The 24,035-nt window shown below is 59.8% G+C and carries 22 protein-coding genes and 1 pseudogene; 15 read left to right on the forward strand and 8 right to left on the reverse strand.

The features are described 5' to 3' along the window. Positions 1–225 precede the first annotated feature (225 nt). Positions 226–1,800, reverse strand: coding sequence for a trypsin-like peptidase domain-containing protein (locus GOB93_RS01580; protein ID WP_173581779.1), 1,575 nt, complete (start codon positions 1,798–1,800; stop codon positions 226–228). Between the two features lie 271 nt (positions 1,801–2,071). Here GOB93_RS01580 and GOB93_RS01585 point away from each other — a divergent pair, with 271 nt between their 5' ends. Both GOB93_RS01585 and GOB93_RS01590 read left to right on the forward strand, forming a co-directional pair. Beyond that, on the forward strand, positions 2,072–2,569 hold the full coding sequence (locus GOB93_RS01585; protein WP_173581780.1) for a hypothetical protein: 498 nt from the start codon (positions 2,072–2,074) through the stop codon (positions 2,567–2,569). 246 nt (positions 2,570–2,815) lie between these two features. Further along, entirely contained in the window at positions 2,816–3,823 is a 1,008-nt protein-coding gene (locus GOB93_RS01590; protein ID WP_338422267.1) for a hypothetical protein, read from the forward strand. A gap of 31 nt (positions 3,824–3,854) precedes the next feature. On the opposite strand, the gene GOB93_RS01595 is transcribed toward GOB93_RS01590, so the two are convergent. After that, positions 3,855–4,664 carry a glutaminyl-peptide cyclotransferase gene (locus GOB93_RS01595; protein ID WP_173581782.1) on the reverse strand — a complete coding sequence of 270 codons (810 nt, stop codon included), beginning with the start codon at positions 4,662–4,664 and terminating at the stop codon, positions 3,855–3,857. A 751-nt stretch (positions 4,665–5,415) separates the two neighbouring features. On the opposite strand from GOB93_RS01595, the gene GOB93_RS01600 reads away from it, so the two are divergent. Both GOB93_RS01600 and GOB93_RS01605 read left to right on the forward strand, forming a co-directional pair. After that, a complete protein-coding gene (locus GOB93_RS01600; RefSeq protein ID WP_173581783.1) occupies positions 5,416–6,012 on the forward strand; it encodes a zinc-binding dehydrogenase in 597 nt (198 codons plus the stop codon). A 105-nt stretch (positions 6,013–6,117) separates the two neighbouring features. Next, positions 6,118–6,951 (forward strand): cyclase family protein, encoded by an 834-nt coding sequence (locus GOB93_RS01605; protein ID WP_198912659.1) that lies wholly within the window; start codon positions 6,118–6,120, stop codon positions 6,949–6,951. A 27-nt stretch (positions 6,952–6,978) separates the two neighbouring features. On the opposite strand, the gene GOB93_RS01610 is transcribed toward GOB93_RS01605, so the two are convergent. Continuing rightward, the gene (locus GOB93_RS01610; protein ID WP_408742322.1) at positions 6,979–7,476 is read right to left on the reverse strand and encodes a nucleoside deaminase; all 498 of its coding nucleotides are present in this window, start codon (positions 7,474–7,476) and stop codon (positions 6,979–6,981) included. A gap of 317 nt (positions 7,477–7,793) precedes the next feature. Between GOB93_RS01610 and GOB93_RS01615 the strand changes: the two genes are divergently transcribed. The 9 genes from GOB93_RS01615 to GOB93_RS01655 all read left to right on the forward strand — a co-directional run bounded on the left by GOB93_RS01615 (position 7,794) and on the right by GOB93_RS01655 (position 15,543). Continuing rightward, positions 7,794–7,943 (forward strand): hypothetical protein, encoded by a 150-nt coding sequence (locus GOB93_RS01615; protein ID WP_173581784.1) that lies wholly within the window; start codon positions 7,794–7,796, stop codon positions 7,941–7,943. 172 nt (positions 7,944–8,115) lie between these two features. Next, positions 8,116–8,886 carry a glucose 1-dehydrogenase gene (locus tag GOB93_RS01620; RefSeq protein ID WP_173581785.1) on the forward strand — a complete coding sequence of 257 codons (771 nt, stop codon included), beginning with the start codon at positions 8,116–8,118 and terminating at the stop codon, positions 8,884–8,886. A gap of 177 nt (positions 8,887–9,063) precedes the next feature. Next, positions 9,064–9,786, forward strand: a complete 723-nt coding sequence (locus GOB93_RS01625; RefSeq protein WP_173581786.1) for a gamma-glutamyl-gamma-aminobutyrate hydrolase family protein — start codon at positions 9,064–9,066, stop codon at positions 9,784–9,786. A 210-nt stretch (positions 9,787–9,996) separates the two neighbouring features. After that, positions 9,997–10,770: a pseudouridine synthase gene (locus GOB93_RS01630; RefSeq protein WP_173581787.1), complete on the forward strand. Its 774-nt coding sequence runs from the start codon at positions 9,997–9,999 to the stop codon at positions 10,768–10,770. A 118-nt stretch (positions 10,771–10,888) separates the two neighbouring features. Next, positions 10,889–11,455 carry a 16S rRNA (guanine(966)-N(2))-methyltransferase RsmD gene (gene rsmD, locus GOB93_RS01635; protein ID WP_173581999.1) on the forward strand — a complete coding sequence of 189 codons (567 nt, stop codon included), beginning with the start codon at positions 10,889–10,891 and terminating at the stop codon, positions 11,453–11,455. A gap of 9 nt (positions 11,456–11,464) precedes the next feature. Continuing rightward, positions 11,465–12,070, forward strand: coding sequence for an IMPACT family protein (locus GOB93_RS01640; RefSeq protein WP_173581788.1), 606 nt, complete (start codon positions 11,465–11,467; stop codon positions 12,068–12,070). A gap of 126 nt (positions 12,071–12,196) precedes the next feature. Then, positions 12,197–13,066 carry a phosphatase PAP2 family protein gene (locus GOB93_RS01645; protein WP_173581789.1) on the forward strand — a complete coding sequence of 290 codons (870 nt, stop codon included), beginning with the start codon at positions 12,197–12,199 and terminating at the stop codon, positions 13,064–13,066. A gap of 92 nt (positions 13,067–13,158) precedes the next feature. Next, positions 13,159–14,190, forward strand: coding sequence for an SDR family oxidoreductase (locus GOB93_RS01650; protein ID WP_242010473.1), 1,032 nt, complete (start codon positions 13,159–13,161; stop codon positions 14,188–14,190). Between the two features lie 117 nt (positions 14,191–14,307). After that, a complete protein-coding gene (locus tag GOB93_RS01655; RefSeq protein ID WP_173581790.1) occupies positions 14,308–15,543 on the forward strand; it encodes a cation:proton antiporter in 1,236 nt (411 codons plus the stop codon). A gap of 103 nt (positions 15,544–15,646) precedes the next feature. On the opposite strand, the gene GOB93_RS01660 is transcribed toward GOB93_RS01655, so the two are convergent. Further along, positions 15,647–16,057: a hypothetical protein gene (locus tag GOB93_RS01660; protein ID WP_173581791.1), complete on the reverse strand. Its 411-nt coding sequence runs from the start codon at positions 16,055–16,057 to the stop codon at positions 15,647–15,649. Between the two features lie 157 nt (positions 16,058–16,214). After that, complete coding sequence (locus tag GOB93_RS01665; RefSeq protein ID WP_173581792.1) at positions 16,215–17,087, reverse strand: 4-(cytidine 5'-diphospho)-2-C-methyl-D-erythritol kinase; 873 nt, start codon at positions 17,085–17,087, stop codon at positions 16,215–16,217. Positions 17,088–17,226: 139 nt separating this feature from the next. On the opposite strand from GOB93_RS01665, the gene GOB93_RS01670 reads away from it, so the two are divergent. After that, positions 17,227–17,862 (forward strand): LysE family translocator, encoded by a 636-nt coding sequence (locus GOB93_RS01670; protein ID WP_173581793.1) that lies wholly within the window; start codon positions 17,227–17,229, stop codon positions 17,860–17,862. 192 nt (positions 17,863–18,054) lie between these two features. On the opposite strand, the gene GOB93_RS01675 is transcribed toward GOB93_RS01670, so the two are convergent. From GOB93_RS01675 to GOB93_RS01685, 3 genes and pseudogenes are all read right to left on the reverse strand, one after another. After that, positions 18,055–19,761, reverse strand: a complete 1,707-nt coding sequence (locus tag GOB93_RS01675) for a DUF885 domain-containing protein (RefSeq protein WP_173581794.1) — start codon at positions 19,759–19,761, stop codon at positions 18,055–18,057. Positions 19,762–19,808: 47 nt separating this feature from the next. Continuing rightward, positions 19,809–20,891 (reverse strand): annotated as a pseudogene (ligD, locus tag GOB93_RS01680) (non-homologous end-joining DNA ligase). Further along, positions 20,791–22,647 carry a tetratricopeptide repeat protein gene (locus tag GOB93_RS01685; RefSeq protein WP_173581796.1) on the reverse strand — a complete coding sequence of 619 codons (1,857 nt, stop codon included), beginning with the start codon at positions 22,645–22,647 and terminating at the stop codon, positions 20,791–20,793. Before GOB93_RS01685 ends, ligD begins: the two are co-directional and overlap by 101 nt. 298 nt (positions 22,648–22,945) lie before the next feature. Here GOB93_RS01685 and GOB93_RS01690 point away from each other — a divergent pair, with 298 nt between their 5' ends. After that, entirely contained in the window at positions 22,946–23,920 is a 975-nt protein-coding gene (locus GOB93_RS01690; protein WP_173581797.1) for a uracil-DNA glycosylase, read from the forward strand. Positions 23,921–24,035: the final 115 nt, after the last annotated feature.

The raw sequence follows: 24,035 nt of genomic DNA on the forward strand, positions 1-24,035 counted from the left end.
ACTGGCGGCATCAGACTGGCTGTCCCTCGCTCTTCGTAACGTAACGAAATTATACAATCTTGCTGGCGCGTGATCCGGCGCTGTTATCGCGGCACTGAAAGTGGCCGGTCTTATCTGCCCGGAATCACCACAGGAAAGGATTTTAAAAAGAAACGCCCCTGTCCGGATGGTTTTCCGGACAGGGGCGTTCTGAAGAAGAGGCCTGCTTCAGCGAGGAAACAGGGTTTAATTGTTATCGTCGTCGTCGCCGTTATCGGGAGCCGCATTGCTGTCGCTGTTATCGCCGTTCAGGGAGACGGCGACGAACAGTGACTGACCGTCGCGGAGAATACGAAGCAGAACCGCCTGTCGGGATTTCAGAGCAGCGGCGACAGCTGTGACGGTGGCTTTGGGATTGTCGACCTGCTGGTCGCCTACGGCCTGAATGACGTCGCCTGGGCGGATGCCGGCCTGATCGGCGGGAGAGCCGGGTTTGACGTCGCTGACGACAACGCCTTTGACGGACTGGTCGAGACCAAGTTGCTGACGGGCGTCACCGTTGAGCGGAGCGAGAGAAACACCGAGCTTCTGACCATTGCTTCCGAGACTGGCAGGTGTTCCTGGCGCGCCGCCGGCTGCGGACTGGCTGGCAATTTTCACGGTGATGTCGCGTGGGGCGTTGCCGCGGAGAATTGTGAACGTCGCATCCGTGCCGGGGACAAGGGCTGCCACTTTGACCGCGAGATGGTGCGGTGTGTCGATCGGCTTTCCGTTCAGCTTCGTGATGACGTCACCCTGTTTGATTCCGGCTTTTTCAGCCGGGCTGTCAGAAGACACGCTGGCAACGAGAGCGCCGGCGGCCGGGGTTCCCGGAATGGAAGGTTTCAGGCCGAGAGCGCTGGCTATGGAGGGCGAGACCATCTGCGCCTGGACGCCGAGATAGCCGCGCGTGACGTGTCCGGTCGTCCGAAGCTGGGTGACAACGGTCTGAACGATGTCCGAGGGGATGGCGAAGCCGATGCCGATGGAGCCACCGGAAGGCGAGAAGATGGCCGTATTGACGCCGACTACCTTGCCGTCCTGAGTGATCAGCGGGCCACCGGAGTTGCCACGGTTGATAGGAGCGTCGACCTGGAAGAAGTTGTCGTACGGACCGTCACCGATATCGCGGCCGAGGGCGGACACGATACCGGCTGTGACGGTGCCGCCAAGACCGTAAGGGTTGCCAACAGCGATGACCCATTCGCCGGGCTGAACGTCATCGGATTCGCCGAGCTGGACGAAAGGCAGCTTACCGGTCGGGGTGAGTTTCAGCAGAGCGATGTCGGTTTTGGGATCGCGGCCGACAATGCGTGCGGAAAGGGTGGTGCCATCGTCGAGCGTGGCGGTGACTTTGGTTGCGCCTTTGACCACATGGTTGTTGGTGACGACATAACCGTCAGCGGAAATGATGAAGCCGGACCCCCGGGCTTCGACAGTCTGCTGCTGTTGCTGCGGCATCATCTGGAAGGGAAAGGGAAAGCCGAATGGCATCTGCTGGCCTCCGCCCTGTCCCTCACCGGGATCGACGGAATCGGCACGGATCTTCGCCGTAATGGAGACGACGGCGGGCTTCACCTGTTTGACGAGGCTGACGAAGTCCGGAATGGTTTTTGCCGGCGCGGATGGCTGGATCAGGCTGGCTGTGTCGGCTTTCGCGGCCGGAACCATGAAGCCGGAGAGCGGTGAGGCGAAAGCGAGGCCACCGAGACCCGCGATTGCTGCGCACAGGAGGGCGCGGGACGTCCGGGTGGTGCGGGTCGGCGAATTCTGTACTGGCATATCTCTTCCGATAAATCCCAAAAGACCGGGCCGCTTCGCGCGGCCCGTGCACACTATCATGATGAGCGAGGGCGCCTTTGAGGGCAATCCACCCGCGCCCGAGAGTGTCCCGAATACGCTGTCTCACCGAACAGGCATGATACACGGTGATGAAACATGCGTTAGACGAGGTAGTTTCCCGGGGGTCTGAATAAGGAGCGTCCGGTCGCCCGATGCGTGCAATTGGGATGCATATATGACAAAACATTGCCGGACATTGAAGAGGCGGAACATGATGGCAGGTTATCGGCAGGGACTTTTTACGGCGGGTATCCTCGGGTTGCTGGCGGTTCTGCCGTCCTGTGAAAGCACGAGCGAAATGGTGGCACAGAAGGAAGATCATCTGGCCGCGGCAGGCTTTGCCTTTAAGCCGGCGAACACCCGGGAGCGCCAGGGCATGCTGAACAGGCTGCCACCGCATCGCTTCGTGCAGCGGGTGAAGGGAGACCAGGTATTCTACGTTTACGCTGATCCGACAGTGTGTGACTGTCTCTATGTGGGCGATCAGGCGGCTTATGCAAAGTATCAGCAGTATCGTCAGGCACAGGCGCTGGCTGATGAACAGCAGATGACGGCAATGGATTACCAGGATGCGTCGTGGAACTGGGGAGCATGGGGCCCCTGGGGTGGAGGTCCCTGGGGCTGGGGAGGTCTTCCGGGCGGCGCTTACGGTGGCTGGAATCCGGCCTGGGGGAACTGGGATCCGGGAATGGGGCCGACAGGCTGGTGACGGGAACTGAGCAGACCAGACTGTTCATCCGGGTTTTCCGGGGCATCCCAAAGCTGGGATTTCCTGCCTTTCAGAAGCTGATTTCAGGGTTTCATGGCCTGTTTCGGGCCTGAAAAAGTCTGTTCTCTTAACCGGCGATCTCTATAAGGGCGGGTCGCCGTGTTTATGCAGCAGGACGTCTCTGTGATCAGCTTGTCAAAGAAAATTGTTATTCTGTCTCTTGTTTTTCTGAGCGGATGTTACCAGGTGGGGCCGCGGCGCCTGGATCAGGACGAAAGCGATTATTCACGGGCCCTGACCAGTTCCGGCAAACAGCAGACGCTGCTGAATGTGGTGCGGCTGCGCTATGCGGATACACCGGGATTCCTCGATACGACGCAGCTGATTTCGGGCTATCAGTTGCAGCGTAACCTTTCCGTTGGCGTGGGCACGGATTCGCCGGTTCGGCCAATTGGGGGTGCGGCGATTCAGTTTCAGGAGAGCCCCACTTTTACCTTCCAGCCGGTGACCGGCGATTCTTATGCGCAGAGCTTTTTACGCCCGTTGCCACCAGGCAGTCTGCTGCCTCTCGCAATGGGTGGTCTCCCGATCGATGTGCTGTTCAGGCTGTCCGTTCAGTCGGTCAATCTGATCAGCAATGCCGGGGCGATCGGTGGGAGTGTCGGCCGCGGATCACCGGAGTTTTTCGAGCTGATTCATGATCTGCGACTGCTTCAGCTGACAGGGCTTCTGGGAATACAACTGGAGCACAGCCCGGAGATTTCGGGAAAAACACCGCCGGTTGACCGGGTCTTCCTGACGGTTGCCAGCACAAATGATCCTGTCCTGTCCGAGACGGTTTATGAAACGCGCCGTTTCTTTGGCATGTCCCGGACGGATGAGCGGGTGGAAGTGGTCTACGGAGGCGGCAAGGCTGCCCGGGGACAGGTCAGGCTTCTGACACGCACCATGCTGGGTGTTATGGCGCAGATCGCGTACCAGATTGAGGTCCCGGCGGAGGACATCAGATCCGGACGCACACTTGCGGGGACAGCGCTGATCGGGCGTGAAACGAAACCGATCATCATTATTCATGTCGGCAAAGAGCGGCCTGACAACGTATTTGTATGGACGACCTACAATAACAAATATTACTGGATCGCCGATGATGATTTCGACAGCAAATTAGCGTTTACCATGCTTCAGATTTTGCTGGAGCTGTCGAAAACCAGCAAGAATCCAGGGGCGATCGTCACAATCCCGGTGAACGGATAGGTTCCCGCTTTCGCTTGGCGGAAGATGAAAATCAGTCTGTCTGTGTCAGGTCTTTGCAGCTTATCTGGCCGGTCTTCCGGTTGCCTGTGGTGATCTGATACATGCTGGGCCAGAGTTTCCCGGTGACGAAGAGGCGCTTTTTCTGCGCATCCCAGGCGATGCCATTGAGAACGTTGTCGCTGTACCGGGTACGGGGCGGGCCGATGTGGCTGAGGTCAAGAAAGCTGGTGACGATACCTGTTTTCGGGTCGATGCGGGCAATAAGGTTTGTCAGCCAGACATTGGCGTAGATTTCGCCATTGACCCATTCCAGTTCGTTGAGATTCGGGACAGGACAGCCATCGGCGGTGACAGAGAGCGTCGTGACCTGTTTCAGGGTTTTCGGGTCGATAAAGCGAAGTTTCGCACTGCCGTCACTCATGATGAGCCACTGACTGTTGCGGGTGAAACTCCAGCCTTCGCCAGGATAGGTGAACTGGCCTTCGGGTTTCAGAGTTTTAAGATCGTAGATGAAGCCGACATGGTCGCGCCAGGTGAGCTGGAAAAGACGATCTTTCCAGGTGATGATGCCTTCGCCGAAATACGGTGTGTCAAGGCGCGTTTCCTGCAAAGGGGTGGCGGTTTCGGGTTTTTCCTTCCGGATCCACGAGTGACCGGCAAGCCCGGTGCTCTCAAAGAGGAAACCATCCTGAAAAAAGAGACCCTCCGTAAAGGCGCGGGGGTCGTGCGGAAAAGTGGCCTGGACGCTGACACCGTAGACCGGGGTTGCGGCAGCAGGCTGGCAGAGGAAAACGGACAGAACAGCAGGCAGAAGAACTGTTTTTCTGCCGCAATCGTTCATGAAATTTTTCCTCCTGCTGTCGTCTGTTCCGCCGATGATAACAGCGCAGTGCTGTAACGGACAGGGAGGGAAGATAGCGTGGTCAGATCCGGCAGGAAGACACACCGGGTAGCTGTTCCTTTCCAGACTGGATGTCAGGGTCAGGAGTCACCGGGTGTCAGGACTATGTCTGACGACAATCGGGTCAGCCGGGACACGCATTGCTGCTGCTGAACAGCACTCCGGATGAAGGAAAACATCTTTGGGCAGAGCCATGGAAATGTACTGAGCGATGGTGCCGGCAGCGACCGGCTCTCCGTAATATATTCACCAGCATATGGCTGCAGCGCAGCCGGGAAGATGATGGAGAAGATCAGGTAGTGTCCCCGATCGGCACGGCCCTGGAAACCAGAGTGGCAGCTGAAGCTTTTCAAAGTCCTTCCAATCTGCAGTTCCTGATGGAGGTCTGAATATGGTTGTTGTCCGGAAAGCAGATGCCGCCGGTGGTCCCCGATGTTCTGTCCAGGGCGGAAGAGCTAGCGGTCCCGCCAGACCTGGCGAGGTGCTGGTGCGTCACGCGGCGATCGGGGTCAATTTCGTTGATACCTATTATCGTTCCGGTCTCTACCCCTGCTCAGATTGCTGCCTGATTCCGGGCAACGAGGCAGCGGGGTCGTGGAGGCGGTCGGAAGAGGCGTTGAACATATCTCGGTGGGAAACAGGGTCGTCTATACATCCGCCACCGGTGCTTACCGGTCCGAACGTGCGCTGGATGCTTGTACGCATTCCGGACGGGATCGACGATGTGACAGCGGCTGCAGTGTTCCTTAAAGGGCTGACGGTCCGGTATCTTGTTACCGACAGCTATCTGGTAAGTTCGGGAGAGTTCGCTCTGGTTCACGCCGCCGCCAGCAGAGTCGGGCTGCTGCTCGGACAATGGCGCGCTTCTCTCGCTGCTGTCGCGATCGGCGTGGCAGGTGGCCCGGAAAAGGCAGCATTGGCCGCGCACCATGGTTATGCGCATGTCATCGATTATAACAGTGACGATATTGTCGCGAACGTGACTCGTCTGACCGGCGTACCACTGTGCGCAGCGGCATATGATTCCGTCGGCCGCACGACGTGGCGGGTGTCCCTCGCGTGTCTGAGAACGCGAGGGACGTTTGTCAGTTTCGGTCAGTCTTCGGGACCGGTCACGGATTTTCGGGTTTCCGATCTGGCACGCGGGGCGTTTATGGGCCACCCGGCCAAAGCTTTCCGATTTTATTCGCGAACCGCAGGAATTGCGGCGGAGATCAGCGGTACTGTTCGGGAAGATCCTGGATGGTGCTCTGAAGGCGGATGCCGTGACACAGCGTCCGCTCTTTGAGGTTGTGCAGGCTCATGTTGATCCGGAGTGACGCAGATCGACCGGGTCTGTGGTACTGATTCCCTGAGCAGATCAGGCTGCCTCAGGATTTCGGGGAAAATATTAATGCGTTTCCATCGCTCGTGGCGTTCTCTTTCCGCTGTCATGGCGTCCGGCCTGGTGTTTACGGCGATCACGGAGCGCGCTGCCGGGAGTCCGGTTTCTTCCGCGAAGTCAGAACAGCTTTACGAACTGATCGGAAATGCGCGCTTCGTCGATCTGACACATGCTTTCGGACCCGGCATTCCTCACTGGCGGGATGTGGGAGACGAGACGGTTACGACCTTGTACGATTATCCGCAGTCCGGTTTCAGAATTCAGAAATTCTGTCATGTGGGGCAGTGGGGCACCCATTTCGATCCGCCGGTTCATTTCATTCCCGGCGCCAGAACGCTGGATAATATTCCGCCGAAGGATCTGTTTCTTCCTCTCGCAGTCATCGACGTTCATGCCAGGGTGGCTGCTGATCCGGACTATGCCGTCACGCGTCAGGATATTCTGGACTGGGAGACGCGGAATGGACCTGTTCCGGCCAGGGCGTTTGTTGCGCTCAGGACAGACTGGTCGCGTCGCTGGGCGGACCAGAAGGCGATGCAGAATGTCGACGCCAGCGGCGTCTCGCATTATCCGGGCTGGAGTATGGAAGCGATTCGCTATCTGTACGAGGTGCGTCATATTACGGCCAATGGCCATGAAACCACCGATACAGAGCCCGGAGTGGTGGTGACGAAGAACGATTATCCGATCGAACGTTATATTCTTGCTCACGACCATTATCAGATCGAGATCATGGCAAATCTTGATCAGGTCCCCGAAAAAGGGGCACTGATCAGTGTTGGCGTGCCAAAAGTGAAAGACGGAACCGGTTTTCCCGTCAGGGTGATTGCGATCATTCCATAAGCCCGGCGGCTTCGTCATGCGTGGCTGTCAGGAGTGATGCCGAAGCGCTCTGAAAAACTCTTTCAGCATCAGAGAGTTTTCCCGTTCTCTGATGCCTCCGATCGTTTCGGGACGGTGCAGGCAGGCAGGTTGTCCGAAGAGACGGGGACCATGATCAACGCCACCGCCCTTCGGGTCCCAGGCACCGAAGATGATGCGCCGGATACGGAAATGGACGGCGGCGGCGGCGCACATGGGACAGGGTTCGAGCGTGACGACCAGCGTGCAGTCCTCAAGACGTGTGGTGCCGCGGGCGCGTGCCGCGGCGCGCATGGCAAGAAGTTCGGCGTGGGCGGACGCGTCGTGATCGGCCTCGACGCGGTTTGAGGCCCGGGCGATGGGTCTGTTATCAGCATCGAGAATAACCGCGCCTACGGGAACTTCGCCGTTCCGGGCCGCCTCGCGGGCTTCGCTGAGGGCAAGATCCATCCCGGCACAGGGACGAAGGCCGCCAGGATTGCGGACAATATCGGAAGGCGGTGGCATGGCGTTCCCCTGGGACGCTCCGGAGGGCGGGACATGCATAGGAGTCTCGTTGTGATTTGGGAAGATGGTGCCCGAGCTACACATCGGAACCAGCTCCGGGGCCGGCGAAGAGAATATTTCGACCCCGAACATGTCAGAAATATTATTTTCGCCACAGTTTGGCCTTGATCCGGGAACCCGGGGAGATCACAATGCGTTACGGCGTCGTTACCTAAATTGTAATGTTTGCCAGTGTAAGAAAACATGGCGTCGGACTCATTGCGATAACGCGGATCCGATGTCCGGAAGGTCCTTGAGGCGCAGGGAGGGAGACAGTTATGCATAGTCTGACACTTGTTCTGGCTGCTGCTGCGATCGGCCTTGGTTTCGCCGCTTCGGAGCATATCGGTCTTCATCAGACAGCTTCTCATGCACACATGCGATCGCATGTTCATGCATCGAAAGATGCGGGCGTGGATTTGCCCTGAAAAGTGCTGCGGGATCGGTGTTTCGAAGCATCGGTGGCTGAACGTCCTTATGTTTACTATCTCATTATAATACAATGTGTGTAATCGGTTTGTTTTCCGATTTTGACGCAGGTCATTGTAAACCGGTTTGTCTTGGTATGGGGTGTGTCCTGCCTTTTTAAGGACAGACGATATGGGACGTGTATCAGGAAAAGTGGCTCTCGTGACGGGAGCAGCGCTTGGGATTGGCAAGGCGACGGCGCAACTGCTGGCGCGCGAGGGCGCGAAGGTCGTCATAACCGACATGAAGGTATCGGATGGTCAGGCCGTTGTTGCTGAGATTAAGGCGACAGGCGGTGAGGCCATGTTCGCCGAGCTGAATGTCACACATGAGGACGACTGGAAAAAGGCCATTGCGGCGACTCTTCAGGCGTATGGTCAGCTTGATATAGTGGTTAATAATGCCGGAATTGCCTGGACAGGGACGGTTGAAAGTACCGGGCTCGATGACTGGCGGCGGGTTCAGTCAATCAATCTCGATGGCGTTTTCCTCGGTACGAAATATGCTGTCGAGGCGATGAAACCGCATAGACGCGGGTCGATCATCAATCTGTCATCGATTGAAGGACTTGTCGGTGATCCGACCCTGGCGGCGTATAATGCAAGCAAAGGCGGAGTAAGGCTGTTTACGAAATCCGCTGCCCTGCATTGTGCGAAATCAGGCTATAATATCAGGGTGAATTCAGTTCATCCAGGTTATATCTGGACACCGATGGTGCAGGGACTGACAGGGGAGACGCCGGATCAGGAGGCAGCACGGCAGAAGCTCGTGGACCTGCATCCGATCGGTCATCTCGGTGAGCCGGACGATATTGCTTATGGAATTCTGTTCCTGGCGTCCGATGAGTCGAAATTCATGACCGGCAGTGAACTGGTCATTGATGGCGGATATACCGCTCAGTAACTTCTGTTTCTGTCCGGATTCAGATTTATGCAGAGGCCTCCTGTGACCGGAAGTTTCGGTCACAGGAGGCTTTTTATCTATGAAGGCCAGTATTTAGTCCCGGGAGAAGCTTCGGTTCATTTTCAGCAGTGTGAGCGGCCATATACCGGTGTCCAGCTTTGTTCTATGGGAAGCGGCATGAATGCTTCCCTTCCTCTTATCGGTGTCACACTGGATCAGGAGCCTGGCAGCCCGGCTCAGTATTCGGCCTTTCCGTGGTATGCGGTCCGGGCGAATTACATGGGCGCGGTGGTGAAGGCCGGGGGCTTGCCGGTTGCGCTGTCGCATACGCCCTGCCTGGCGGACGAGACTGTATCCCGGCTGGACGGGCTGATTGTGACCGGTGGAGCGTTCGATATTGATCCGGCGCTGTATGGCGAGGCGCGGGATGAACGGACACCATTGCTGAAGCCGGGCCGGACACAGGCAGAACTGAAACTGATCGGGGCGGCCCGGACGCGCGGAATTCCGGTGTTTGGAATCTGTGGCGGAATGCAGCTGCTGGCGGCTGTTCTGGGTGGAACGCTGTATCAGGATATTACGGCGGCGATACCGGATGCGCTGCCGCATGAGCAGCCGAATCCGCGGGATGAGGCAGGGCATATCGTGACACTGGAGGCAGGAACACGCCTGGCAGAGATTGTCGGGCGACCGTCAATGGCGGTGAATTCCTCGCATCACCAGGCGGTGCGTGATCCCGGGCGAGCGGTGGTTTCGGCACGGGCGGAAGACGGAGTGATCGAGGCGATCGAGGATCCACATGCGGCGTTCTGCTTGGGAGTGCAGTGGCATCCCGAGTTTTCAATTGATCCCGGGGATCGTGCGCTGTTTGCGGCGTTTGTCGTCGCAGCCCGGAAATAATCTCACGGGCTCTGCTCCTTCCGCACCTCATTTTGCGGAACAAACCAGGGTCAGAGAGACCGCGTCTCTTTGTCGGTTTCAAGGCAAAGTTTCGGAGAACTGCCTGTCCGGCCCGCCATATACCGTTGACGGCGTTTGTTCTATGGGAACGACATCAGCGTTGTACGGTCCAGAGCCCTGACGCGGAGTTTTGTCCGGGAGAGAACGGTGATGAGTGAAGAAACGCAGCAGGACAGCGCGCGGGGCGAGCGGATTGCGAAGTGGCTGGCGCGGAGCGGTGTGGCAAGCCGTCGTGATGTCGAGCGGATGATTGAGGAGCGACGGGTTTCGCTCAACGGACAGGTCGTGGAGCATCCGGCGACATTCGTGACACCCGTCGATGCCGTGGCCGTGGACGGAAAGCTGGTGAACGGTCCGGACCGGACGCGTCTGTGGCGGTATCACAAGCCGGACGGTCTGGTGACGACGCACCGCGATCCGGAAGGACGGAAAACGGTGTTTGAGTCGCTTCCGGAGGGCATGCCGCGCGTGGTGAGCGTCGGACGGCTGGATCTCAACAGCGAGGGCCTGCTGCTGCTGACCAATGACGGCGCACTGGCGCGGAGGCTGGAACTGCCGTCCAATGGCTGGCTGCGGCGCTACCGGGTGCGCGTGTTCGGCGTGGTCGATGAAAAGCGGCTGGAGGAACTGGCGAAAGGCTCTGTCTTTGAGGGCGTGAAATACGGTCCGATCGAGGCGGCGCTGGACTCCCGCAAGGGCGATAACGCCTGGCTGACGGTCTCGCTGCGCGAAGGCAAGAACCGGGAGGTCAGAAAGGTGATGATGGGCATGAACCTCCACGTCAGCCGTCTGATCCGCACGTCCTATGGTCCTTTTCAGCTCGGCGAACTGCAGCCAGGGGAACTGGAAGAGGTTCAGTCGCGGGTGATTAAGGCGCAGATTCCGCAGGGTGCGGAAGCGGGGGCTGGTGCGAAGCGCCGATAAGCTGCGCCGGTCGCCAGACTGTCTTGCTTAAATAATACGGGGGGCAGGGGGCCTGCGGTCCCTGCCGGGTCCGGGCAGAGCCCGGATGACTGTGACTGAAACGAAGGTTCTGGTTCTGATGCGGATTATTGCAGGCAGCAGAAAAGGACGGACGCTGGAAGCGCCTGCCGGAAGCGCAACGCGCCCGACGGCGGACCGCGTGCGTCAGGCGCTGTTCGACATGCTGCTGCACGCACCCTGGGGCGGGCGCGACTGTATCGAAGGCGTCCGCGTCCTGGACGGCTTCGCCGGAACCGGTGCACTGGGCCTGGAGGCGCTCTCTCGCGGGGCGGCCTTCTGCACGTTCTTCGAGACCGACCGACCGGCTCTCGGCGCATTGCGGGCCAATCTCGCCGGATGCCGGATGCGCGACATAGCGCAGGTGTTCGCCGGAAGCGTGCTGAGGCCGAAACCGGCCGCGCATCCCTGCGGGCTGGTGTTTCTCGATCCGCCTTACGGCCAGGGTCTGCCGGCTCAGGCGCTGGCGGCGCTCTCCCGCGCCGGATGGATCGCACCAGGCGCGCTGATCGTCATCGAGACCGGACGCGATGAAGATACGACGGTGGAGAATGCTGAATTTCTGGCCGAACGCGCGCATGGCGCGGCGCGGCTTTCGATCTGGCGCGCCGGCGGCGGGACGGAGTAATCCGGAGCGATGGCAGAAACGCTGACCGGACGGGCATTTTTCGAAAAAGAGATTAAGAAGAGCCGGTTTATCGCGCAGGCGGCTCCCGTGGGCTCCGAAGACGAGGCGACAGCCTTTATTCAGGAGGTCTCCGATCCGGATGCGCGGCATAATTGCTGGGCGTGGAAGGCCGGCGCACAGTACCGCTTTCATGACGCGGACGAACCTTCCGGCACGGCCGGCCGGCCGATCCTGCAGGTGATCGAGGCGCAGGGCCTGGACCGGGTCGCGGTGGTGGTGACGCGCTGGTTCGGCGGGATCAAGCTGGGCGCGGGCGGCCTGGTCCGGGCGTATGGCGGCACGGCGGCTGAATGTCTGCGGCTGGCGGAGCGGGAGGAAATCGTTGAGCGGACAAGGCTGTCCTTTCATTGTCCGTTTTCGGATCTGGCCCTGGTCGGGGCGCGGCTGCCCGGTCTCGGGGCGCTGATCGCGTCCGAGACCTTCGATGCGGAGGGGGCTGCCTATGTCGTGGCGGTGCCCTGTGACGATGTGGCGGAGGTCATGACGCGCTTGGCGGATCTGACGAGCGGGCGCATTGTTGCGCGGATAATGGATGAAATTAACGGCAATTCGTGACCTGCCGGTAAATAAAGATCGGGTTCCGGAACTGTCAGGGCCGGAATGCACGAGTATATTTTAATATGTATGAAACCTGAATTCTGTAGAGAAAGCGGACTGGAAAGCTGCCGACAGGCCGGGTTTGTGGATGGGCTGAAACTCAATATTATTGTTCAGTGCGCGCTGGTCATCGCCACAGCGCTGGTATTCCTTGCGACCGGGACGACACTGACCGCTGATCGCGGTTTTCCCGAGTTCTTTCTTCTTTTATACGGCCTGCTCTTCATAGCAGCGTATATCGTGCGCAGTCGCGTGCTGACGCTGGCATGTCAGGGGTTGATTTTCTATATCTCAGCTGGCTTTTGCGCGGGGTTTGCAGCACTGGCGGCATTGCGGACAGAGGCGCCTCTGGCAGATACGCGGCTTGACGGATGGGATCATCATCTGGGGATTCATACCGAACATATTTTTACTTTTTTTGCGCCATTTGACGCGTTTAACAGCGTGCTGGGAGAGGCGTACCGGCTGACGGTCCCCTGTATGATGGTGACGATTATTGTTCTGGCGTTAAGGCAGGATGCGATCGGCCTCTACAGGATGTGTTTTATTTTTTCCGTCTCGGCATTCACCTGTGCTCTGTTCAACCTGTTCTTTCCAGCGCTTGATACGGTTCTGTATCACCACCTGTCTTCCGATCTCATGAAGCATTTTCCCGCCGGAGCCGGAGTGGATTACGGACCGCCATTCGAGGCCTGGCATTCGCGCCGGCTTTCAGCGGCTTCGCCATCGGCTCTGAGCGGCGTGGTCGCTTTCCCGTCTCTCCATGTGGTGATGGCGCTGACGGAACTGGCCTTTCTGAAAATAAATGCCGTTTTTAACAGTGTCGTTTTTATCTGTGTTTTACTCGTTCTTCTTTCCACAATTCTGATTGGCGGACATTACGTGTCTGATATTATCGGCGGTGCTTTCCTGTTTTACGGTGTTTCGCTGCTTTCTGAGCGGATCGTGCGGTAACGCCGGGATACGGTCTGGTCTGCGCCGGCCGGCCTTGCCTGTAGGGCAGGATTAAGGCCACATCCTGTGGGATCTAAGACAGTTGAGGATGGATGATGTCGCATAGCATTGCTGTCGTGACCGGGGCTGGCGCGGGTGTGGGGCGTGCGACGGCGCGGGCGCTGGGACGTGCGGGATTTGACGTGGCTTTGCTCGGGCGCAGCGAGGTGCGTCTGCAGGCAGCGGCGAAAGCGCTTGAGCAGGCGGCCGCAAGAGCTCTGTGCGTGCCGGTCGATGTGAGCGACGCGTCTGCTGTGGAGGCTGCCGCGGATCATGTTGAAGCGGAACTGGGACCGATAGCACTCTGGGTGAACTGCGCGGGCGCAACAGTGATCGGACCGGTAGCCGAACTGGACGCGGCTGAACTGCGTCGGGCGACGGAGGTGACATATCTGGGCACTGTTCACGGAACAATGGCGGCGCTGCGGCGGATGCGCCGGCGTGGAAAAGGCGTGATCGTCAATCTGGATCTGGCGCCGCGCCTGCAGGGCCTCCCGATGCAGGCGGCCGAAGGCGGGGCACGGGCGGCTGTCCGGGGATTCTGCGAGAGTCTGCGGGCCGAACTCCTGCATGACGGTGACCGTATCCGGGTAGCACTGGTGCATCTGCCCGGGCTCAACACGCCGCGTTATGGATGGACACGGAATCTGACGGGACGCCTGTTGCGGCCGGTGGCGCCGGTTTATGAGCCCGAAGTCGCCGGTGAGGCCATCTGCCGGGCGGCGTTTTATGACTGTGACCAAGTCTGGATCGGTCTCGGCGGGCAGGTGACGCGGGCTCTGAACGCGTTTCTGCCGCGGATGATGCGTCGGAGGCGGGCGCGTCTCGGATATTATGCCCAGATGGAGAACCTTCGGGCTGCGGCGGACGCACCATCCGATCTGGAGGCCAGCGTTGCCGGCTCATTTTCCGTGCATGGACATTTTGATCAGGAAACGCGGAAGGCAACGTCTCTGACGCCAGTGTTTCTCTGTGCGCCGCTTCCGGGATTTGTGAAATGGATTGCCGGTGGTGTTGCCGGGCTGGGGCTGGCCGGGTTTATGTTACGCAAAGGCGTGGGAAAGCGGGAACGTCAGGACTCCTGAAGCGTTGACTGAAGGCGGAATCCGGAAGCAGCGCCGGCTCCGGTGCTGCTCCGGACCGCCTGGCGTTTCGGCGGACTGAACAGCAGTGCGCGGCTGATGTGAAAGGGCCCGGAAACCATGACGAATCTTGGTATTCTAGGCTTTCTTTTCACATTATCGACATTGTTCGCCCTTTTGAATTACTGGACATTGCGACTGCCGATTACCATCGGCGTGATGGTCATGGCGTTGCTGTTCTCGCTTGTTCTCCTGGTGGCCGGGCCTTTCATTCCCGTTTATGACGTGCATGCGATCATGCGCTCGGTGCTCGGGACAGTCGATCTGCCAAAAAGTCTGCTTGATGGCGCGCTTTCAATGCTCCTCTTTGCCGGAGCGATGCAGGTTGATCTGAAAATGATGCTGGCACGCGGGGTGCCGGTCGTGGTCCTGGCTCTGGCGGGAACGATCCTCGCGGTACTGATTCTTGCGGTGACGGCCTGGGTAGCGCTGCCCTTCGTCGGTGTTCCGGTGCCGTTTTCCTGGTGTGTCATTCTCGGGGCCATTCTCGCGCCGACTGATCCGGTTTCCGTGGTGGGAATGCTGAGACGGGCGGGACTGCCTGCCCCGTTGCAGGCAGTATTCGCTGGAGAAAGCCTGTTCAATGACGGAATCGGGATTGTCGTGTTCGGTGCGACGATCGGACTGGCGACCGGTGATGCCTCTCATGTGACGACCCAGGAGGTGATCGAGCGGTTTCTGCTTGAGGCATGCGGCGGTGCGGCCCTGGGCGCGCTGACCGGGGTGGTGACACTCTCTCTCGTGCGCAGGGTACATGACCACGACATTGATCTGCTGGCATCGCTGGCGCTGGCGACCGGAACATACAGTCTGGCGCATGCACTGCACATGTCAGGACCGATCGCTGTCGTTGTGGCCGGGATGAGTATGGCCACGGAACTGGGACAGCGGTCGATACGTGATGCATCGCGGGCAGCGCTGCGCGGGTTCTGGTCCATGACGGACGAGGCACTGAACGTTCTGCTGTTTCTGCTGATCGGGCTGGAAATCGTGGAAGTGTCGCCCGGGCTGGGAGTCGTTGCCGGAATGCTGACCGTGATTGTGCTGTCGCTGGTGGCGCGGGGGCTGAGTGTAATGCTGGCGGTATTGCCGCTGGACCTGCGGCGGGACCGGCGGGCCGTGGCTGTATTGATCTGGGGCGGACTGCGCGGCGGTATTTCGGTGGCACTGGCCCTCGGACTGCCTGCCGGAGCGTTGCGGGATACGCTGCTGCCGCTCTGCTACGGCGTGGTCGTGTTCACCATCGTGGTGCAGGGACTGACGATGGAACGGGTGGCAAAACGACTTTATTCATAAACCATCCGGAACTGAACGCTTCCGCCAGAGACACACGGCATTATGTCTGTCCGTTCACCTGTCCTGGTGTGGTGCTCTTCCGGCAAAGCGTCCTGGCGTGCTGTCAGTTCGCCGGGCCAGATGTGTTCCGGGTGTGTTCGTTGAGTTTGCGGTGCAGTTCGAGGCCCTGAATCAGCCGGGTTGAATCGGCCGGAGTCAGCATGAGACCGACCGGTCCCCAGGCCGGATGCTGGAAAGCGAGAACGGAGCCCTGGGCGTCCCGGTCGAGCTGGAGAGCCCAGTTGGTACGGCGGACCGGCGAGACATTGACGCCTTCGATGGGCGGTGGAGGAGCGGATGCGACCATACCGGCCCGGACGGCGCCCAGAGCGCTGATGAGGCTTGTGATATCGGAGAGAGACATCTCCAGCGAGATGTTTTTCCGCCCCGATGTCAGTGTGAGCGTCGCATGGCTTCTGTCTTCGGAGGGCTCAATGTGAACGTGAGGCTCTGTCGTTTTCTGGCTTTTGGCCATGAAATTACCATTCTCATTTGAGGCACCGTTTATAACACGGCATCTCACGCATCAGGGGACGCCATTCTCATGGCGTATGCCTCAGCATGCAGGAAATTAGCGAAATGTGCCAGTTTGCCGGATGTGCGCCGGGATTTTTGTTACAAAAGGATCGCAGTCAGAAGGAGAGAGAGCCGGCATGGATCCACCAGCTTTCGGCTGCGGGATTGCTGCCGAGCCTGTCCTTTGCAGCACGTGCGGCTTCAGCAGAGACGAACAGACCGAAGCAGGTCGCGCCGGAGCCGCTCATGCGGGAGAGCAGACATCCGGGCAGAGCTGCGATGGTTGTGAGAACCGTTCTGATGGCGGGGCAGATTTCGCAGGCCGGAGCTTCGAGATCATTCGTCAGGTGACTGAGGTCAGTGGCCATGGCCCGCGCGTCCGGCCAGGCAGCAGGAAAGGTGGCGGCGGACGAAAATGTGCTGGTGCGGGCTCTGAAAACTGCCGGAGTAGAAACGGGTTCTCCGCAGTTGATAAGGATCATTCCGCACTGCGGCAGGATCGGGGCCGGGGCGAGCTGTTCGCCGATCCCACCCATAAGAGCAGGTTTCTGTGCCAGGCAGACGGGAACATCCGCTCCGAGACGGGTGGCGATGCTGTGGAGGCGTTCCGTTGGTGTATTAAGTTCCCAGGCGCGATCAAGCAGACGAAGCGTCGCCGCAGCGTCCGCTGACCCACCGCCAATGCCGGATGCGACAGGCAGGTTTTTCTCCAGAATGAGGCGCCCGGTCTGTTCGACGTCGCGTCCGTCGGCAAGGAGACGGGCGGCACGCATGACGAGGTTGTCATCACTGGCCTCGCCGGCGAGTGTCTGACCGAAGCGACCGGTGAGTTCAAGTGAAAGAGGAGAGCCGGAGGGGACGTAGCTCAGCGTATCGGCGGCATCCGGAAATACAACGAGGCTGTCGAGGATGTGGTATCCGTCGGCGCGCCTGCCTGTTACATGCAGGGTGAGATTGATCTTGGCGTGTGCGGTTTCGCTGAGGCTCACGATGCGTTCCGATCTGCTGTTCTGCCCGGCCCGGTCTGGGGCAGCGGGGTCTTAGCGCAGAACAGGTGCCGGGACCAAGAAACGGAGCTGTGCCAGCCGGGGCAAGACAGGGTCCCTGCCGGACTGCATGGAGCGTGTGATGAGTCTGACGACGTGGTGGCTGTTCCTTTCGACCGTATTTGTGCTGTGTGCGGTTCCCGGACCGAACATGCTGCACATCATGGCCCGAAGTGTGGAACTCGGGGTAAAGCGGTCGGTGATCGCAATGCTGGGCTGTCTGTCGGCAATGGGGGTCGTCCTGCTGGCGTCGGCGATCGGGCTCACCGCGTTTTTGCTGGCAGTTCCTGCGGCGTTTGAGATCCTGCCTTATGGCGGCGCGGCGTATCTGATTTATCTTGGCGTAAAGGCATGGCGGGCAGAAGTCGCACCGGTGGATGTCGGGACGGATACGCTGGCGCCATCTTTCTCCGTTGCCACGCTGTATCGGGGCGGCTTCGCTGTGGGGATCAGTAATCCGAAACTGCTTCTGTTCGCGGCTGCCTTTCTGCCTCAGTTCGTGAATCCGGCCCGACCACATGGCCCGCAGTTTGCCATACTGATTGTGACGTTCATGCTGGCAGAGATGTTCTGGTATGGCGTGTACGCGTTCGGAGGACGGTCGCTGTCACGGTTTCTGGTGCGGCCAAAGATGAAACGGCTGTTCAACCGGGTGACAGGCGGAATTTTCGTCGGGTTCGGCATACTTTTGCTGAGGGTCCGGGTAGCGGGCGAGTAAAACTGAAATCAGAGCGGTGCCTGTGACCGGCCGCTTTGCACGAAGACATCGGAAAACTATTGCTAATGGGTAGCAATATTGTTGCCGCGCATAAGGATGAAGAGCTCATTGGGGCTCTTCCGGCGCAGGCAGACAGACAATAAAAATGAAGCAGCGCGGCACTGCCAGCGCCGCTTCATTCCGGTCTGATATTCAGAGCATAGGCGCGTCTTTTCCGGTCAGCTCACGACGGATGATTTTCATGGGGACAAGGCCCGCTTCGAGCAGGGCATCATGGAATTTCTCAAGTGAGAAGTCTTTTCCCTGTGTTTTCTGCATGTCTCCACGCAGATGCAGGATCATGAGTTTGCCGAGCAGATAGGAATAGTAACCGGGATCGGCTGTGCCGCGCCGGGCTTCCTTGTAGGCCATAACGGAAGACTGGAAGCACTCATGCTGCATCATCTTTGTGGCGTCATCGAGAGTCATTCCCTGGGTGTGCATGCCGAAGGAAGCGAGGAAGCGGCAGTCGCGCAGCAGCGCATCCTGCAACTGGGCGAGATGCAGACGGGCATCTCCGGCATGAAAACCCTGCTCGATCATCATCTGTTCAGTGTAATGCGCCCAGCCTTCGGTGGTGGCGTAGGATGCGCCGGCTTTACGGGTGAGGGACCATTCCGGGTTCGCGCGGAGATAAAGACCCTGGACGAAGTGGCCCGGCATGGCTTCATGCACGGTGATGTTGAGCATGGAAGCCGTATTGTCGTCTTCAAGCGATTCCTCAGCCTTTGCCGGACTGAGTTTCGGGTCGATCGGAGTGACGTAATAGAATGAGGTTGTGGCCTTTGTCTCAAACGGCCCGGGCCAGTCGGTCGCCGCTGTGATCAGGGAGCGTTCGAAGCCGGGTGTGTCAGTGACGTCCGGCAGGCTTGTGTCGGGCAGCGTGACGATGGCGTGAGACTGAACGAATGTCTGCGCGTCAGTGAGCTGGTTGCGGACGAGCTGATTCAGGGCATCGGCGGCGACATGGTCCTTACGGACCGTTTCAAGTGCCTGATCGGGATGGGTGGGATCGACGACGCGGGCGGTTTCGCTGAAGGCGGCCTGGTCCTGCCTGAGCTGTTTTCTTCCGGCTTCAATGATTGTCTCCAGAGGCTCATCGACAAGGTCGGCGGCGAGCATGGCGCGGATGGTATCCGGACCGAGAACGAACGTGCCGGAGGGTCTGATGGCGCCGAGAGCGGTCCGGAACGTTTCCAGCGCCCGCAATGTGGTTTGCGTGGTGGCTTTAAGCTGGTTCTGAAGCCGGCTGTCCTTCACCTCCGCAAAGGCCGCCGGGACATTGTCACGGACGAAACTGATGGCGCCGTCGAGATCTTCCTTCGAGATTTCAATGAAGATGGATGGAACCTGCTGCAGCTGTTTTTCGCCTGTCGCCAGCATGGCGGGAATCTGCTTCTCGCGGGCGATAACGTTTTTCATGCGGACCGGAAGCGGAGCAAAATCCCGGTCGATAAGGCTGTAGAGGGCATTGGTGGCGAGGCTGATATAGGTGTCCGGATTGTGCCGGAAAGACTGGACACGCTCGTTTTCGATGAGCTCCCTGTCAATGTCCGCGATGAGGATATCGCGGTCGTTCTGCCTGCGTGGCGGGAGAGACGAGACGTTCAGTGCTGTCAGGGCATCGCGTTCACGGTGCAGCCGGGAAGTCTGTGCGCTGACGGTCCTGGCTGACAGGTCGTCAAGCCGGTCGTCGGCCATATGGAGGCCGAGCATTGTGGCGCTGACGGGGCTGGCGGCCCACTCAGCATCGAAATGGGATTTTTCAAGCGAGTCCAGTGAAGGAGCTGCGTGAGCGGCCGTCGTCGCAAGGGCTGTGGCGAAAACGAGGAGGAGATGTCGGGGACTGCGATATTTCATGTCGCCGACGATATGATGGACATGGAGGGGTGAAAAGAGGGCTTCTGTCAGGAGATGTTCTGCGTGATATCGTTGTAACCGGCCCAGGGAGCAGGTTGTGCTTTCACCCGTGCCGGCACGCTGCGCAGCGTCCACATCTGTGGATCGAGACCGGGGTTTACTTCCTCCCATGTCAGCGGTGTTGCGACCGTGGCACCGGGGCGGGCGCGGGGCGACCAGGTGGCGATCGCCGTTGCGCCGGGACCGTTGCGCAGCTAGTCGAGAAAGATATGGTCGCGCCGGGCTTCCCTGCGTGGTGTGGCGACGAAAAGTGCCGGATAAGATTGTGTCAGTGTGGTGGCCGTTTCATGTGCGAACTCCCGCACGCTGTCCCAGCCGGCACCGCCGGAAAGCGGAGCCACGACATGCAGTCCGTCTCCCCCTGTTGTCCGGCAGAAGGAGGTGAGACCATAACGGGTCAGATGATCGCGCACGAGATGCGCCGCTTCGGTGACTTTGAAAAAAGGCAGCCCATCGCCGGGATCGAGGTCGAGCACCAGACGATCGGGATGCTCGGGATCGTGTTCCGTGGCCTGCCACGCATGAAGTTCGATCGCCGCGATCTGGGCCATGGCCCGCAGACCCCGGGCGTCATCAATGGCGAGATAGGGCTGACCGAGCAGAGTGCCTGAGCGGACTGCCGCCGGCAGCGCAGCGTGAGCATGTTTCTGAAAGAATCGTGGTCCATTGATTCCGTTGGGACAGCGCAGAACCGCCAGCGGATGCGCGACGATGCCGGGCAGGGCGACCGGCGCCATCGTCTGCCAGTAAGCGGCAAGATCGGCTTTCGTGATGCCAGGCCAGAGGCGTTTGTCCGGATGTGTCAGGACGGGTTCCGGATCGGCTGCGCTCACGGGAGTTCTCCTGTGCTGTGCAGGCAGTATAACGTCAGAGACAGGGAACAGGACAAAGGGGAACGGATAATCCGGCACCGGTGAAAATCTGTGGTTCTCCGCGACACCTGCCTGAAACCGTCCTTTTCCGGCGTTATTATTTCCCAGGCGTGGCGGGCGTATCGTCCAGCGGTATCGTGCCGGCTTTCGGAGAGGCTTCCGCGAAGGCGAGAGCTTTCCGGAGACGGATGAGATCATCGGGTTCGGGTTTGAGGCCGAGTGCGACGTTCCACTGGTCGATGGCTTCGGATTTACGGCCGAGATCCCAGTAAGCGACACCGAGATGGTAATTGACTTCAGGATCGAGCGGGGTCTGCTCGGCAGCCTGTTCGAGGAGTTCGGAACCCTTTTTCAGATTGCCGGTGCGGATGAGGGCCCAGCCGAGACTGTCCCGGATGGCGCCGTCATCCGGGTCCAGAGAGAGGGCGCGTTCGAGAAGTGTGATGGCGTCCTTTTCATGCATGCCACGCTGAATCCAGCCATAACCAAGGAAATTCAGAAGCAGAGGTTCGTCCGGAACCATTTTCCGGGCCTCCTGAAGATCGGCTTCGGCTTTTGCCCAGTCACCCGTCCGTTCCCAGGCCGCCGCGCGTTCGAAGAGAAGCGTCCATTCCAGAGTATGGGCGGCGCGGGCTGCCTCAATAGCATGACTGAATGCCGTGATCGCACCGGGCCAGTCTTTCTGTTCGAAGAGCAGGGTGCCGAGGGCGCGGGACGGCAGAACCTGTCCGGGCTCATCATGCGCGAGAGCTTCGAGAGTTTTCCGGGCTGCGGCGGTATTGCCGAGCGCATCGTCGAGCAGAGCCCGCCGGTACCGGGCGACGCGGATCAGCGGGTCGGCGGGAGAGATACCGCTGAGAACCGTCGCCGCGACGTCCTTATGCCCCAGATCCTGTTCGATTTCAGCCAGCATCAGGCGACTGATGGCCATCTGCGGATCAAGGGTAAGGGCCATACGGAGCATCATGGCCGAAGCGACATTGATCTGCTGTGCGCCTTCACCTTCCGGAGCGTGCTGGGCCTGCTGATGCATGAGAAAAGCGACAAGCAGATAGGCATGCGCCAGGCCCTGGACAGCGCTCGTGACCGGCGGCGTTGTAAGAGCAGCCTGCAGTTCCGGAGCAGCGATGGAGAGGGCAGTGTCGGAACTGGTCATCTGCCGCATCAGATCGCGGGCTTCGGTCTGACGACCAGACTGCCACAGCCAGTTTCCTCGCGCGCGGGTGAGAAGCAGATCGCGGCCCGGCATCTGATGCCAGGCATCGTCATAAAGGCGTCCGGCAAGCACGGTATCACCACTCAGCGAGGCGATAAGCCCGGCATGGACGAGATAAAACGGCATGGCGGGTGAGGCACTGACCGCAGGCTCCGTAAGCAGCCGGACGGCATCCGTGCCTTTATGCTCTCCGGCAAGGCACCATGCCTGGAGCAGTGGCGCCAGGATGCGTGTAAGGGCGTCATTCGGCATCACCCTGTAAGCGCTGGCGGCTTCTTCCCAGCGTCCATGCAGGGCGGCATCATTGCCAATGACGAAAGCGGTGAGAACCGTGCGTCCGCCAGGATGCTTCACACTTTCATGTGCGAGGGCGACGGCATTCGGATCACCGGCCAGAGCACTCTGGGTAAATGCCTGGCGGGCGATTTCCGGATCATGCGGGTTTCTGGTCAGGGCGGAACTGAAGGCCCGTGCGGCAGTGGCGTAATCGTCCGAGCGGGCGGCAATAAGACCGACGAGAAAATCCGGAGCGTCGACCGGGTCCGGGCTTACCGGAAGCTTTGGTGCGGTCGTAGCGGCGCTTGCCGGCGTGACGGAGGTACCGCCGCCCGCCGTCGTTTTGCCAGTGACTGCTGCAAGACGGAAAACGGCACCGGCTGAGGCCTGTCCGGAAGGGATAAGGGGGCCGCACAAAAGAGAGGTCAGCAGCAGGACGGGCAGGACCGGACGGGATGACATATATCCTGATTACCCCTGAGAAAGTGCTTGAGCCGGGTGACGGATGGCGACTCCCCGCTGTGGTCGGCGGGATGCTGCCGTGAATCCAACAATGTGTGAACGTGTAACCCGCGCGGCGTGATGAGCCAAACGATCGCGGTCGCCACGTATCGGACACACGGGCACCGTATCAGCGGGTGATGACGATATGGTGTATGGGAGACGGCAGGCGGATCGGTTCGCGCCGGTGACCGGCTGATGCTGGTGCCCGGGGGTGATGGTGAACCCGGTCTGAAGCCGGTTCTGGTCCGCAGATGTGATGGATGACGTAATGGATATCGGAACAGGACGGGAGATTCTGCGACTCCAGCTTGAATGGGGAATCGACGTCGATCTTGACGACGTGCCGCATGACCGGTTCGCGGAATCGGCGGCGGAGCTTGCGCATCGGATGTCAGCTCGTCAGGAGACGGGCCAGCCGGTCATACAGGGCCACGACGCGGAAGAGGCCGCGATGCGGGGTGTGTGGCAGGCCACGACGGACGATGTCCGGATGGCGGATCCGAAGCTCCCTTCCGCTACTGGTTATCCGGGTTCGTCACGTCCGACCTCTCAGCGTCCGTCTCCGGTTCCGTCCGGTCCGCTGGCTGCGGCTGATCTTGCCGGCGTGGACTCCACTGAAGCACTCGCACGGGTCATTGACGGTTTTGACGGATGCGTGCTGCGCGGCACGGCGACCCATTCCGTGCTGCCCTGTGGTCCGGTCGGAGCACGGCTCATGGTGATCGGTGATGCGCCGGATGAGGACGAGGACCGGAGCGGCCTGCCGTTCTCCGGGCTTGCAGGATCGCTGCTGGACAGAATGCTGGCGAGTATCGGACTGAAACGGGAGCAACTGGTGCTTGCATCGGCTGTTCCGTGGCGTCCCCCGGGTGGGCGTGCACCGTCACCCGCAGAGGTTGCGGCCTGTCTGCCCCTGCTTCTCAGGAGTATCGCAGTGTACCGGCCGGAACGTCTGCTGCTGTGCGGCGGTCTGGCGACGCGGATGGTTCTCGGAGCTGCGTCATCGGATGCAACGGCCGGAATGTCGATGAATCCGGCACGTCTGCGCGGCGCATGGCGGACAACCACATGGGACCCGGAATGGGGTCCACAGCGTGCCGCACTGGCGATCAGACACCCGCTCCAGTTGCGGGCGAGTGCCGCGGCACGCCGGGAGATATGGGGTGATCTTTTGTTGCTGGCAGTAACACTGGATGGGACGAGGAGTGCCGGTAACGTAATCATGGAATAATACTGCAAGTTAAGTTACCGGAATGCTTTGACATCATTTTCTATTGATGTGTGGTAATTGCGGAATTTCAATGCTTTGACCGGAGCCGGCACTGATCTTTCCTGCGGACTGAATT

Origin of the sequence: Acetobacter musti (assembly GCF_011516835.1) — a bacterium.
Classification (GTDB): Bacteria; Pseudomonadota; Alphaproteobacteria; order Acetobacterales; family Acetobacteraceae; genus Acetobacter; species Acetobacter musti.